Genomic DNA, 13,091 nt, shown 5'->3' on the forward strand with positions numbered 1-13,091 from the left:
CCATTTGACGCGGCCCTTTGCGGAGCGAGAGTCATTCGCAGGGGCTGCTTTCTTCTTTCCGATGGTTCGTCCGTGCTTGCGTCCGCCATCAAAACCGGCCTCGGGATAGGGCGCGATGCCGCCCTCGCGCTCATCTATCCGCAAGCGTGCGCCGTCTGCCGCGCAAGCGTCGAAAGTCATGACGATCTGCCCGCTTGTGCTGCGTGTTGGAGCGAGACGCGGTTGATCCGTGAGTTGGCGATCTGTTCGCGTTGCGGCGCGCCTCTGCTCTCTTCTGAAATCATCTCGCAATGTCAGCTATGCTCTTCGCTGACCTTCACCGCCGCACGCGCCGTGGGGCTATACGAGGGCGCGTTGCGCGCTGCCGTACTCGATTTGAAGCGCAAGCCATATCTCGGAACGCGGCTCCGCGATCTATTGCTCGAATTGGCGAGAGTCGAGCCACTTCATCGCGCGACGTGTATCGTGCCAGTGCCGCTACATCGGCAGCGCGAGCGTGAGCGCGGGTTCAATCAAGCGGCGATCATCGCTCGGGCGATCGCTCGCCGGACGGGTTGGCCGGTAAGAGAGGAGGCGCTCATACGTGTGGTCCATACACAGGTTCATCGCACGCTCATGGATGAACGCGCGCGCCGCGAAAGCGTCGCAGGAGCTTTCGCCGTCGCGAAGAGGCGGCTGATCGAAGGCGAAAATGTGCTTCTCGTCGATGACGTGTTCACCACGGGCGCGACCGTGTCAGCTTGCGCCCAAGCGCTTCTCGAAGCGGGCGCACGTGCGGTCTTCATCCTAACGATCGCGCGTGTCGTTCGCGCTGAGGCAGAAGCGGGAGGGATTCGGTGAAATTTCAAAATCGGAAATCGCCTTGACAACGTCCCGAGCCGGCGTAAACTTCGAGGGATCCGAGCGCCAAGTATTTAGGAGACGGAATCATGATGGAAGACCTGCGCTACCCGATCGGTCGTTTCAATTTCAAGGACGAGGTCACAGCCGAACAGAGGCTGATCTTCATCGATGAGATAGCGGAGACGCCCCGCAGGCTCCGACTGGCGGTCGCAGGGTTATCGGAGGAGCAACTCGATACGCCTTATCGACCTCAAGGGTGGACCGTTAGGCAAGTGGTCCATCACCTGCCCGATAGCCATTTGAATGCCTATATGCGCTTCAAGCTTGCGTTGACCGAAGATGAGCCCGTAATCAAGACATTTCTTGAAGGCAGTTGGGCCGAACTAGAGGATGCGCGAGCGGCTCCGATTGAAATCTCGCTCTCGTTGCTCGAAGCGCTACACATGAGATGGGTGATGCTGCTCAGATCGCTCGGCGAGGCGGATTTTGCGCGCACTTTTCGCCACCCCGAATGGGGGATCGTCTCCTTGGATAAACATCTCGCTTTATATGCTTGGCACGGACGTCATCACATCGCGCAAATTACTTCATTGCGTCAGCGCATGGGATGGTGATCAGCTTGTCGATGCGGCTCTCGCGATATATAGCAATGGGGTGTTTTGACGGAGCCTTCGCGCTACCTGCATTCGATCGGGAGGGGAAGAGAGAGCGAGATTGGTCCAGTTGAGCCGAGCGTCTTCGCGCCACTTGCGTTCGATTGGGAGAGGAACGCGCGGGAGATCAACGCCGCTTCGCCTTCTGTTCAGCTTCGGCGATGAGTTCGCCGAAGCGCTGGCGGGCGCTGGCGATATCCGCTCGGCGCAGGGTTTGGAGTATGTTCGAATCGACGAGGCGGTACCACAATTCAGTGCGCGCTGTCAGATCGGGGACGCGCCGGGCGATCTCTTCGCGCATCTCGCCGGCGAGTTCGAGAAAAGCGGCGTATTCTGGGCCGACCTCGGCGGCTATCCGATCGCGCAAACGTACCGCGAGCGCCGGAGCCTTGCCAGAAGTCGAGATCGCGACGATGAGATCGCCTTGCCGATGAACGGCTCCGGCGATGAAACTGCAATGTGGCACATCGTCCACGGCGTTCAAGAAGATGTGCCGCTCTTCGGCCTCTTCCCAGATGGCGTGATTGATCGTGCGCTCTTCGCAGCAAATCGCCAACCAGGCGCCCTCGAGATCGCCGCGCTGATAGTTCCGGCGGATGGCTTCGATCTTCCCTTCCGCCGCTAAACCTTCGAGTCTCGGAGTGAGCGCTTTCCCGATGACCGTGACTCGAGCGCCGGCCTCAAGCAACGCCCGAACCTTCGCTTCAGCTATCTCGTTGCCGCCGATGACGACGCAACGTCGATCGCGCAAATTGAGGAAGACTGGATAATAGCTCATCTCGAACGGGGAGATTTTAATCGCGATCCGCGTAAGTTCAAACTGAAAGGGATCGCTCTCAGGCGAAATCGATGTTAACCTGCGCTCAGGCTTTCGATTTGCACGCCATCGGCTCGTATCGCCAAAGTGATCGCTACGCCCTCGCTGCTGAGATGGAGCGTGAAGTGGCCCAGCGTGCGCATCTCCACGCGCACGCTGTCCAATCGACGCCCGATCAATGCTTGAAGGGCGCGGTTGACCGCTGCGATCTGCTCGCGAAGCTCGCGCCCGCGCGGAGTGTGGAGTAGTAGTCGCGTCCAGAGCCTCTCGCCCTCTGCCCCGGAGCGTTGTCGCGCGCGCCCGGTCTGCAACACGAGCACGGCGAGACCTTCTAAAACGTCGATCAATTCTGCCGGAATGGCCCCTTCGCGGGCTGCTTCGGCTAATAAAAGGGCGCGCGATCTTCGCACGCCCGATAAAGCTTCAGCTAAAGCCGAGGCCTCTTCGGCTATCGATGTGGCCTCCTCTTCGGTGAGCTTTAAGCCTTCGATCTCCTCAGTCAACGCCTTAATCCTAGCGGTCAGTTGCTTACTTGATGCTTCTCTGTCGCACCGTGTCCGAGTATGGCGTGCGCTTCGTGTTCGAAGCCGCCGGTCTCGATCGGGCAGTGAATGCCGCACTCTTTCGGCGCGCCCTGCTCCCACCACCATCGACCCGCGCGATCATCTTCCCCGGGTTGAATCGGGCGCGTGCAAGGATCGCAGCCGATGCTCGTGTAACCCTGGGCGTAAAGCGGATGCGTGGGGACGTCGTTATCCTCCAGATAGCCCCACACTTCCTCTTTGGTCCAATCGGCCAGCGGATTGACTTTCACGATGCCGTCGTGATCGTGGTCCAGTTCGACCTTGCGGATGTTGGCGCGCGAAGCCCATTGCTCGCGGCGTAGGCCGGTGATCCAAGCATCCAAACCTTCGAGCGCGCGCACGAGGGGGCGCACCTTGCGTACTTGACAGCACTGGAGTCGAAGCGGCACGGAACGATAGAAGAGGTTCACGCCGTGCTGTCGAACTAAAGCCTCCACTTCGTGGCGGTCCGGAAAGATGATCTCGAAGTTGATTTGCGGGTAGTGCTCTCGCACTTGATCCATGAAGGCGTAGGTCGCCTGTGGCAAGCGTCCGGTGTCAACTGTGATGACGCGGACATCCGGGCGAAGGCGCGCCGCCATGTCGAGGATCGCCATGCCCTCAGCTTGTAAGGCGGTGACGACCGCCACGCGATCGCCGAAAGTCTCCAGCGCCCAAGCGATCACCTCTTGAGGATCGTGGTCGTCTAATTCCATGGCGATCTCGCCGATCTCCAAATCATCGAACGTCACGCGATGTGTCATCGAATCCTCCCTACGAAATTCATCCGCCCGATAACGCCGGAAGGATGATCAACTCTTGACCCGCTGCCAAAGGCGCATCGAGTTCGCCCAGGCCGCGCACGTCCTCTTCGCCGATGAAGAGATTGATCGATGGAAGCAGCGTCCCGTCGGGGGCGACGATCTGGTCCACCAGACGCGGATAACGCTGGCGCAAGGCTTCCAAAGCTTCGCGCACCGTTCGCGCTTCGACTTCGATGCGATCGGCGCCTTCGGAAAATTGCAGCAGCATTCCGGGAACGCAGACGACCGGACGCTGCGCTCGCTCCTCAACGGCGTAACTCATCTCGCCGAGCGCGATCGCGCGCAATTCATCATCCGTATGCGCGTCGGCGAAGGCGCGGAAATCGAAATCTTCCCCGCGTTTCGCTCGAAGCGTGAGCCACGCGCCGACGAGCCGGCAAATGACCTCGGTGATTTGATCTTCGGGCAGGCGGCGCAACAGCGGCTTGCCGATCGCCGTCTTCGTCCCTAAGCCGCCGCGCAAACAGACGTCATAAGCTTCGACGCGCACGCCTTTGACCGGATGCGTGGTCGTCGTCCCCTGCAATCCAATGTCGCCGACCCAGTGATGAGCACAGGCGTGCGGGCAGCCATCCATGAAGATCCGCAGGTCTTGTACGGCGTCTCCAAATCTCAGTTCGAGCTCAGCGAGGATCTCCTTGAGTTTGCCCTTCGTCTCGGCCACCGAATAGTTGCAGAAGCGGTGATCGGTACATGCGATCGAGCGCCCATATACTTTGTTGAGCTGCGGTTCGAACTCGATCCGTGCTAACTCCCGCGCCAGATGCGCCAATCGTTCTTCTGGAACTCCGGTCACGATGAGGTTCTGCATCCGCGTGAAGCGCACATCGCCGGCGAATTCGCCGACCAGTTCGCCAAGGGCGATCAATTGATCGCCACGCACCCAACCCATCGGGACCGGAACGCCAACGTAATAAAAACCTTCCTGCTTCTGCGGATGTATGCCGAGATGATCCGTATCGGCGGAAGGCGACGGAGCCTGTCCATCTTCGAGCCTTCTTCCGAGCCTCTCTTCGACCATCGCGCGCACGCCCTCAGGCCCGTAATCGTCGACCAAGAACTTGATGCGTGCCTTGGCGCGGCTCACGCGATAGCGCAAATTGCTCTGCCACGTGTCGGTGATGGCGCGGAGGACCTCCACGGCCTCTTCCGGAGCGATGAAGACGCCCAAATCGCGCGAAATGCGCGGCGTCGAAGATAGTCCCCCGCCAACGCGCACAGCAAAACCGGGACGCCCATCCTTGATCGTGCCGACGAGCGCCACGTCATGGATCTCCGGCGCGTTGCACTGGGCTGGACAAGCGCTGATCGTGTACTTGTGTTTGCGCGGCAAGTTCGAGTAGTCGCGATTGCCGTAGAAGAACCGGACCACTTCGGCAATCACCGGTCGCACATCGAATAGCTCATCGCGATCGACGCCGGCGACCGGACAACTCGTCACGTTGCGTACGGTATCGCCTTCGCCTCCCACCGTGGTGAGTCCTGCCGCTTGAATCGCGTCGAGCACTTGGGGCAACTCTTCGAGCCTCACCCAGTGAAACTGTATGCCTTGACGGGTGGTCAACTCGCCGTAGTTCTTGCCGTATCGCCGCGAAAGCTCCCCAACGGCGATCAACTGCTGTGGGGTGATGCGCCCGCCGGGAACTTTGATGCGAACCATGAAGGTCCCGACCTTCGGCTTATCGTGGGTCAAGCCCCACCAGTTGAGCCGAACGATATCCTCTTCAGGAATCGCCTCGTAACCGCGAGCGATCATCTCGGGAAGTTCCTTGACGATATCGAGCGGGAACTTCTCCTGCTTCATGCGCTCGATCGAATTGCGCTTGAGCACAAGATCCCAAGTCGGCTCAACCGCTCTGCTCGTTCCACCGATTGCCGTCTGTTTCGCTATCATCTCAACTCATCAGGCGGGCGTCCCGCCGAAATCTCCCGCCAAAAGCCCTTGTCAATATAGCGGAGGGAATGTAAATTATATTGCCAAAGTTGTCAAGGCCCGTGAGGCGTTAGGATCGAGGCTCATGTTCGCGGATACGCTTTTCGTCGGTTTCGATGGACTTCGCGTCGTCTCTTTCGAAAGTCGCCGCCGTGATGAGATGGCGCGGCTCATCCGCAATTACGGCGGCGAACCTCTGGTCGCGCCGTCCATGCGCGAGGTGCCGTTGGACGGTAACGTGGAGGCCGAGCGGTTCGCGTGTGCGCTTCTCGCCGGCGATTTGGACATGGTCATCTTTCTGACGGGAGTCGGAGCGCGCTCTCTCTGGCGCACGATCACAGTTCGCCACTCGCCCGCGCGATTGACCGAAGCTTTGTCGCGGATAATCATCGCCGCCCGTGGCCCGAAACCGGCGGCGGCGCTCAGGGAGTTGGGCATACGGGTTGATGTGACGACCGGAGAGCCGCATACGTGGCGCGAGTTGCTCGCCGAGTTCGACGCGCGTCAACTTCTGCGCGAAGGATTGCGTGTCGCCATTCAAGAGTATGGCGTATCGAATGAGGAGCTAGTGCGGGAATTGGAACGGCGCGGCGCGCTCGTGCGGCGCATTCCGGTCTATCAGTGGGCTTTCCCGGAAGATATAGCTCCGCTTCGGCAAGCGGTCGAAGCGATCATCGAGGGCAGAGTTGATGTCGCGCTCTTTACATCTTCCGCGCAGGTTGCGCATCTTCTGCGGTTCGCTGCCGAGCTCGGGGTGGAGGAAAGATTGCGCGCAGCTTTCGGGCGCATCGCGGTCGCTTCGATCGGACCGGTCACCAGCGAGGCACTGCGCGAATGCGGGCTGCCGAGCGATATGGAGCCATCGCGCTCAAAGATGGGCGTTCTCGTCAGAGAGGCTGCCGAGCGCAGCCACGATCTCTTGAAAGAGAAGCGAGCTATTGATCGTCAATAAAGCTCTCGATCCCCCTGAGGTGAAAGCGTCAAAGTCACCATGCGCCCTCTTTGCGCCCGATCCACCAAAGTAAGCCGAAGGTGACGATGTTTTGTGACCTCTTCAACTCACCGGGCCGCTCTGTCAGGAAGAAGGGCTGATTGGAGAAATCGCGGCGATATTCAGCGCGCCACAGGAACCCGTCGGTCAGAGCGTACTCTGCCGTGATGGTATGCTCTTTGAGCGCTTGAGTGATTCCGCTGAACAACCCGCCAAGAGGCGATGCCTTCTCTGAAATGTATTCGAATCGACCGGCGAATGCGAGTTTCGGGTTGACTTGATAGCGGATATACCCTGCGCCGCCCCAGAGACTCGCTGGCGGACTGTTTTCGAAGACGCGCCCGATGATGTAATCGGCTTGGATGGCGAATATGAGCCGGTTCGACGCTTTGATCGTGTGGTAGGTGTCGAGGATATGGTAGCGCCCCGTAGGGATCGGGCGGACGATATCGGTCGAAAGTCCGGGTTGGGTCGGTAACGAGGCGAATTCGGGATTGAGAACGGGAGCGCGATCGCGCCCTTCGCGCCCGACGTAGTAGTTGAATTGCGAGGTCAAGCGCGATGATGGTTTGAGGCTCAATAAGACGGCTTGCGATTTGAAGCCGTTGAAATCTTCGGATTGTTGGAGACCGTTGACCAGATAGTAGGTCACACTGGCCCGATCGTTGATCGGATAAGAAGCGCGCATCCCGAAGTGATAAGCCGGAAGCGCGGCAAAGAGCAGCGAGCGCGAATAGTTGAAATTGTCCTTCGTGTAGGTCGTCTCGTATCCGAAGGAGCTGGCCCACTTGCCGAAATCGACCGTCAAGCCGCGCCCGATGTCAAAAACATAAGTCCCGTAAGCTTGCCAGAGGTTGCGATAGACTTGCGGCCTCATCTCATTGGCCGCGTTACCTTGCAGCGTTTCGGTCGCTTGCCCGAATTGCAAGTCGAGTCGCACGCCGAATCTTCGCCCGCGTTCCACATCGGGCGCACGCTCGATCACGATGGCCGCTTGATTGAGGCTGAAGCTGTTCGATGACACGTCGTAGGAGTGGAGCAGGTTAACGCCACCAGCTGGGCGGTTGAAGTTGTAGCTATAGTAGCCGTCAAACAAAAGGTTGAGCGTCGTCCCGCGGAAGAATTCGAGCACCTGGCGATTCTCCTCATCATCCTTCCGCTCGGTCGATGGCGGCGGGGCATCGACATTGGCGGTCGCATTCATCCCTTGCGCAATTTCGGCGTCAGTGGCGACTGAAGACCGTTGTCCTAATTTGGCTTCGACCTCCGCGAGTCGGCGCTCTAACTCTTCGATCCGTTTCAAAAGGCGGGCTTCGCGCTCGGTAGATTCCGAGTTTGGCTCATTCGCCTTCTCCTCGGGAGCGGGATGCCGATCGTGGCCCAGTTGGGTTAACGCTTCGACTTTGGCGCTTTGGCTAGTTTGAGCCTTGGCCATTTCGCTTCCGACGAAGAGGGAAGATAGAGCGAAAGTTAGCGCGATCCACAGCCTCAATCTGCCGATGCATCGGCACGCTCGCCGCGTCAAGCGATGACCGGGCTTTGGCAAAGAATGGTCCGATTCGGACGCTTCGCTTATGATATGCTCCTCGCGCATCGGCAAAACTCCTTGAAGGAAGGCTTTCCAGATTGAAGCGCAATAGTAGGCCAAGGCCTATAAAGATGGCGTAAAAGGTCCGTAAAGAATTCGTAAGACTCGAACGGTTCATCGTGTCTATCCGCCTTCTAATTCGGGTAAGAGGTCCGTGAAGAGTTCGTCAGACTGGTCCTTACCAGATGGGTCATTCGCCTTGGGGATTGAAGCGGTAACCGACCCAGTGTTCTGTCAGAATGTAGCGCGGATTGCTCGGGTCGGGTTCGATCTTCTTGCGCAAGTTTCCGATGAAGACGCGCAGGTATTCGGGCTGTTCGGTATAACTGCCGCCCCATACGGCGCTGAGCAGTTTCCGGTGGGTGAGCACCTTGCCGGCGTTGCGCATGAAGAAGGTCAGCAGATCGAACTCCTTCGGGGTGAGGCGCACGACGCGCCCGCACGCGAGGACGGTGCGCGTTTCGAGATCCACGCGAAAATCGCCCGCTTCGAGCACTTTTATGGAGTCGCCGATGGCCGGCATCGCCGCGCGGCGCAACGCCGCGCGCACGCGCGCCAGAAGCTCGGCGCAGCCGAAAGGTTTGGTGATGTAGTCATCGGCCCCGATATCCAAAGCTTCGACTTTCGCTCTCTCTTCGCCTTTAACCGAAAGTATGAGGATCGGCACTTGAGAAATGGCGCGCAATCTTCGGCACAGTTCTAAACCGTTGATCCCCGGCATCATCAGATCGGTGAGCACCAGATCGGGCGTCCACTCTTTGAAGATCTCAAGGGCTGAGAGCCCGTCGGTCGCGGTGCGCACCTCGTAACCGTGCGTCGCCAGGCTCGTTCGCAGGACGCGGATGATTTGCTGTTCGTCATCTACGACGAGAATGCGCGGTCTTCTTTCCATCGTCTCTCTTCAATCGGAACGGTGAACACGACGCGCGTCCCGTGCCCCCCTGTTCCGCTTTCGATCCAAATCTGCCCGCCGTAGGCCTCGACTATTTCGCGCGCGATCGTCAGACCGATGCCTTTACCCGTCGAAGCGCGCCGCCCTTCTCCGTTGTTTATGGCGCGGAAGAATCTGTCGAAAACGCGCTTGCGCAACCCAATCGGGATCCCAGGGCCTTCGTCTTCGACGGCGACGCGGACAAGACGTGATGAAGCGCGCCGTGCCGTGATGAGGATCTTTGTTCGCGGAGGCGAGTACTTAGCTGCGTTATCGAGCAACGTGTAAATGACTTCGGCGATGCTCTGATGAGCGGCAGAGACCGTCGGAAGGTCTTGTTCGATCTCGACGCGCACTTCATGCTGACGAATCGCCGTCTTCGCGCGATCGAGCGCATTACGGATGATCCTTTCGAGCGTTTCGCCCCCGCGCCCCACTTGATCGGCCTCAAGGCGCGCTACTTCGAAGAGGCTCTCGACGAAGCTGTTGAGTCGATCGCATTCTTCATTGATGATCTCGAGCATCTCACGGCGTTCTCGACCGTTGAGGACGACCGGTTCCCCTTCGAGCGTCCTCGCCCGCTCTTCATCGAGCAGCGTCGTCACAGAAGCTTTGATCGAGGTGAGCGGACTATAGACATCATGCGCCACGGCATCGAGCAGCGCTGATTTCAAACGCTCGCTTTGCCGCAATGCTTTGACGATCTCGACGCGCTCGAAGGTCGCCTCCAGTTCGCGGCGGAGCCGTTGTGCCTCAAGTTCGCTCTCTGTGGCGCGCGCAGCGCACCTTCTCGCGTATGACGAAAGTCTCCCGACCGTCACGGCGACGACCAAAAATACGATCGAAATGAGCCAGTGGCTCGAATATCTCGTGGGCGGGTCGGCGAGCCAAGCGAAAGAGGGCGTTGGCCAGCGGTCCATATGCGTTGAGGCGGCGCTTTCGGTGGCGAAGGGAAAGAGCGAGTTGAAACAGATTATTCCGGCTAGAGAAGCAGCGATCGCTATCTCGCTCCCGCCAGCTATCGCGGCGAAAAGGATGATAAGTAGCAGGATGGATGCGGCGGTCAATGGACCGGTATGCGATTGAAATTGGGCGAGCGTCCACGTCGTACCCATGACGCCAGTCACCGCTAGGGCGTAGTGGGAGACTCTTTTTTCAAAAAGAGGGGACATAATACGCTCTCCCCATTTCAGCGGAATTGGGTCTTCGCCGCAGCAAGTGATATTATTAATCTTTCTCCCTTCACGCAATAGATTTTTTCCGAACCGTCCAATATAACGGAGGCTTCCGCAGCGGAAGGCCCGATTCCCGGCTCTTTGGGCTGGCGCGGAGGAGGGAGCCGAAGCGTTAAAATCTTTTGGTGGAGCTATGAATCCGATTGCCGTTCGGCTTCTAGGCGCTTGACTCGATCTTCGAGTTCCTGGGTCGCTTGAGCCGGATCCGAGTTTCGGGCGAAGCGTAACGGGGCACCCAAGACGACTCGAATGTGGCCCGGTGGAGCGCTAAAGCGCCTCTGCTTTTTGAGTTCGAATAGTCCGAGCAGTTTCACGGGGATTATCGGAATATCGAGTTGCGTGGCGAGGAGGCCCGCGCCTTGGCGAAAGCGATCCATCTCTCCGGTCTCGGTGCGTCTCCCCTCGGGGAAGACGAGCAGACTCCAACCGCGATCGACCAGTTCCCCGGCGATGGCGAAGCTTCGCCGGAATCCGCCCCGTTGCGGCAAGGGGAAGACGTTGAAGAGCGCGGCGACCAGAAAGTACTGGCCCAGCAAGCGCAAGCGCGTTAGCCAGCCGAGGGTCTTTTCAGGCCAGCGCCACTCGCGCAGCAGTTCTCCATCCATCGCGATCGCAAGGCGGTGGCGCAGGCGAGCCGGAAGGGCGGCGAGGATCAGCGCGTGGTCCACCATCGTGACGTGATTGGCGACGAAGAGCGCCGGTCCGGTCAGGTCGCGCAGGCGCTCGGTGCCGTAAAAGCGCGCGCGCGCCAGCAGACGGACGAGCGGCAGCATGAGCGCGTAGAAGAAGATGATCCTGAGCCAGGTGAAGGGAAATCGGCGCGGCCAATCGGCGTAAGGGTATTGAGGTGATCTTGTGGGAGAGAGAGCGCGCGCCATCCGTTCTAAATCGCCGATCGTCGTCTCTTCGGTGATCGCGGCTTCGTCGAAATGCACCTGTAGTCTGTTCTCCAAAGCGCTCAGCAGTTCGATGCGTCCTAGCGAATCGAGCGCAAGGTCGGTCGAAAGTTTCATCTCGGGTCGTAATCCGCTTTCAATGCCGGTCAATTGAGCGATCAGATCGTTTAGCAGATCGCCCCGATCGGCAGTCGTCGAAGAGGGGAGACCGAGTCTGGCAAGCACTTCGCGCTTCTTGATCTTTTGCGTCGGCGTGCGCGGGAAATCGGGTTCCGGCCAGATGGCCCAGCGACGTATCTGCTGCGGCGAAGCGAGCAGTTCGTTAGCGCGTTCGATAGCCCTTTTGGCTTCGCGCGGGCCGCCTTCGAGCAAAAGAACGGCCAAAGGTTCTTCGCCGCCGCGTTCGTCCTCGATGCGGACCACACATGCATCGCGCACTTCGGGTTGACGGCGGAGAACCGCTTCTAGATCCTCGGGGTAAATATTCACGCCGGACGAGGTGACGATCACGTCCTTGCGCCGTCCCTTGAAACGGATATTGCCTTCAGCATCTAATTCGCCGAGATCTCCCGTGTGCAGCCAGCCTTGATCGTCAGTGACCGGTTCGAGCTTTCCGGTCCAATAGCCGCGCGCGACGGCGTCTCCGCGCACGAGTATCTCGCCGTTCTCCGCCAACTTCACTTCGTTCGAAGGAAGGGCGCGACCGACCGTGCCGCTTTTGGATTTGAGGGGATGATTAAGCGCGATGAGCGCCGCCGTTTCGGTCATACCGTAACCTTGGATGACGGCGAAACCCAAGCGGCGCCAGAAGATCTCCGTCTCCTCGGCCAGAGTCGCACCGCCGACGACGAATGCCCAGAACTTCCAACCGAAGCGACGATGTACGTCGCGGAAACAGAGCATGCGCCGCGCTATGGAGAACGCCTTGGCCTTCGATAGGAGTTCGCGTCTCTCTTCGAGTTCGCCTCGAGTGGCCCAATCGTTTATCACATGCTCGCGCAAGCTATCGAGCGATCTGGGCACGGCGACGATGACCGAAACGCGCTCGCGTTTCGTCGTGGCGACTATCTCCGATGGATTGAGCGAATGCTGAAAGATGGTTTCGCCGCCGATGAGCGGCGGGATGAAGAGCCCCATGAATTGACCGAAGATGTGGCTGAGGGGAACGAGGTTGAGGAAGCGTATCGGGTGGACCAATCTTTCCCAGCGCAGGTATTTCTGCACCTCGCGTTCGATCGGGGTGATGTTGGCGAGCAGATTGCGATGGGTCAAGCATACGCCGCGCGGTTCGTTTGTGGTTCCAGAGGTGTAGATGATCTCGACCGCATCATCTGCGGCGCTCTCTTCGGATACGGGCGATTCGGCGGGATGGCGTGCGGATTGCTCGATCAATTCTCCGAGGCTGAATGCGAGAAGCGATGGGAGCGGTCTAATTTCATCGCCGTGCACGAGCAGTTTGGCTTGCGTTTGATCTCGCACGCGCGTGACGAAATCGCGTGTGCTGCTGACATCGAGTGGGACCAAAACTGCGCCGCGCAGACAGCATCCCCAAAAAACGATGGACCATTCGGCAGAGTTAGCGGCCCAAAGGAGTACGCGATCGCCTTTCCCGATGCCGCGCGCGGCGAGTTCGTGCGCGACTCTGTATGCGGTCTCGACGACCTGTCGGTATGACCAACGGACGGCGCGTAGACCGCGCCGTTCGACGAAGGCGACCGCGTCGCCATGTCGGGCGTAGATCTCAAGCAGATCGGTGAGTCTGTTTCGCACGCCTTTCAGATCGTTTGCGGGCGGAATCGGGTTCCAGGTCGCATTAA

Annotated in this window: 11 protein-coding genes; 3 read left to right on the top strand and 8 right to left on the bottom strand. The window is 59.2% G+C overall.

Annotated elements, in window-relative coordinates; genetic code table 11:
- The first annotated feature begins 72 nt into the window (after positions 1–72).
- Positions 73–840 carry a ComF family protein gene (locus tag PYK22_RS10755; RefSeq protein WP_041977084.1) on the top strand — a complete coding sequence of 256 codons (768 nt, stop codon included), beginning with the start codon at positions 73–75 and terminating at the stop codon, positions 838–840.
- An 89-nt stretch (positions 841–929) separates the two neighbouring features.
- Positions 930–1,457: a YfiT family bacillithiol transferase gene (locus PYK22_RS10760; RefSeq protein ID WP_041977086.1), complete on the top strand. Its 528-nt coding sequence runs from the start codon at positions 930–932 to the stop codon at positions 1,455–1,457.
- Between the two features lie 166 nt (positions 1,458–1,623).
- Here PYK22_RS10760 and PYK22_RS10765 read toward each other — a convergent pair whose 3' ends face one another.
- The 4 genes from PYK22_RS10765 to PYK22_RS10780 all read right to left on the bottom strand — a co-directional run bounded on the left by PYK22_RS10765 (position 1,624) and on the right by PYK22_RS10780 (position 5,594).
- Positions 1,624–2,274, bottom strand: coding sequence for a precorrin-2 dehydrogenase/sirohydrochlorin ferrochelatase family protein (locus PYK22_RS10765; protein WP_041977088.1), 651 nt, complete (start codon positions 2,272–2,274; stop codon positions 1,624–1,626).
- A 74-nt stretch (positions 2,275–2,348) separates the two neighbouring features.
- On the bottom strand, positions 2,349–2,816 hold the full coding sequence (locus tag PYK22_RS10770) for a hypothetical protein (protein WP_041977092.1): 468 nt from the start codon (positions 2,814–2,816) through the stop codon (positions 2,349–2,351).
- Positions 2,817–2,833: 17 nt separating this feature from the next.
- Positions 2,834–3,640: a phosphoadenylyl-sulfate reductase gene (locus PYK22_RS10775; protein WP_041977095.1), complete on the bottom strand. Its 807-nt coding sequence runs from the start codon at positions 3,638–3,640 to the stop codon at positions 2,834–2,836.
- 19 nt (positions 3,641–3,659) lie between these two features.
- Positions 3,660–5,594: a MoaD/ThiS family protein gene (locus PYK22_RS10780; RefSeq protein ID WP_041977098.1), complete on the bottom strand. Its 1,935-nt coding sequence runs from the start codon at positions 5,592–5,594 to the stop codon at positions 3,660–3,662.
- A gap of 124 nt (positions 5,595–5,718) precedes the next feature.
- Here PYK22_RS10780 and PYK22_RS10785 point away from each other — a divergent pair, with 124 nt between their 5' ends.
- Positions 5,719–6,585 carry a uroporphyrinogen-III synthase gene (locus PYK22_RS10785; RefSeq protein WP_041977101.1) on the top strand — a complete coding sequence of 289 codons (867 nt, stop codon included), beginning with the start codon at positions 5,719–5,721 and terminating at the stop codon, positions 6,583–6,585.
- A 34-nt stretch (positions 6,586–6,619) separates the two neighbouring features.
- Here the strand turns inward: PYK22_RS10785 and PYK22_RS10790 are convergent, their stop codons facing one another.
- The 4 genes from PYK22_RS10790 to PYK22_RS10805 all read right to left on the bottom strand — a co-directional run bounded on the left by PYK22_RS10790 (position 6,620) and on the right by PYK22_RS10805 (position 13,044).
- Positions 6,620–8,218, bottom strand: coding sequence for a porin (locus tag PYK22_RS10790; RefSeq protein WP_157770828.1), 1,599 nt, complete (start codon positions 8,216–8,218; stop codon positions 6,620–6,622).
- Between the two features lie 184 nt (positions 8,219–8,402).
- Positions 8,403–9,104, bottom strand: a complete 702-nt coding sequence (locus PYK22_RS10795; RefSeq protein ID WP_041977107.1) for a response regulator transcription factor — start codon at positions 9,102–9,104, stop codon at positions 8,403–8,405.
- Positions 9,074–10,315, bottom strand: coding sequence for a sensor histidine kinase (locus PYK22_RS10800; RefSeq protein WP_083437782.1), 1,242 nt, complete (start codon positions 10,313–10,315; stop codon positions 9,074–9,076). Before PYK22_RS10800 ends, PYK22_RS10795 begins: the two co-directional genes overlap by 31 nt.
- 194 nt (positions 10,316–10,509) lie before the next feature.
- The gene (locus PYK22_RS10805; RefSeq protein ID WP_041977111.1) at positions 10,510–13,044 is read right to left on the bottom strand and encodes an AMP-binding protein; all 2,535 of its coding nucleotides are present in this window, start codon (positions 13,042–13,044) and stop codon (positions 10,510–10,512) included.
- Positions 13,045–13,091: the final 47 nt, after the last annotated feature.

The sequence above is a fragment of the Pyrinomonas methylaliphatogenes genome, assembly GCF_000820845.2.
GTDB lineage: Bacteria > Acidobacteriota > Blastocatellia > Pyrinomonadales > Pyrinomonadaceae > Pyrinomonas > Pyrinomonas methylaliphatogenes.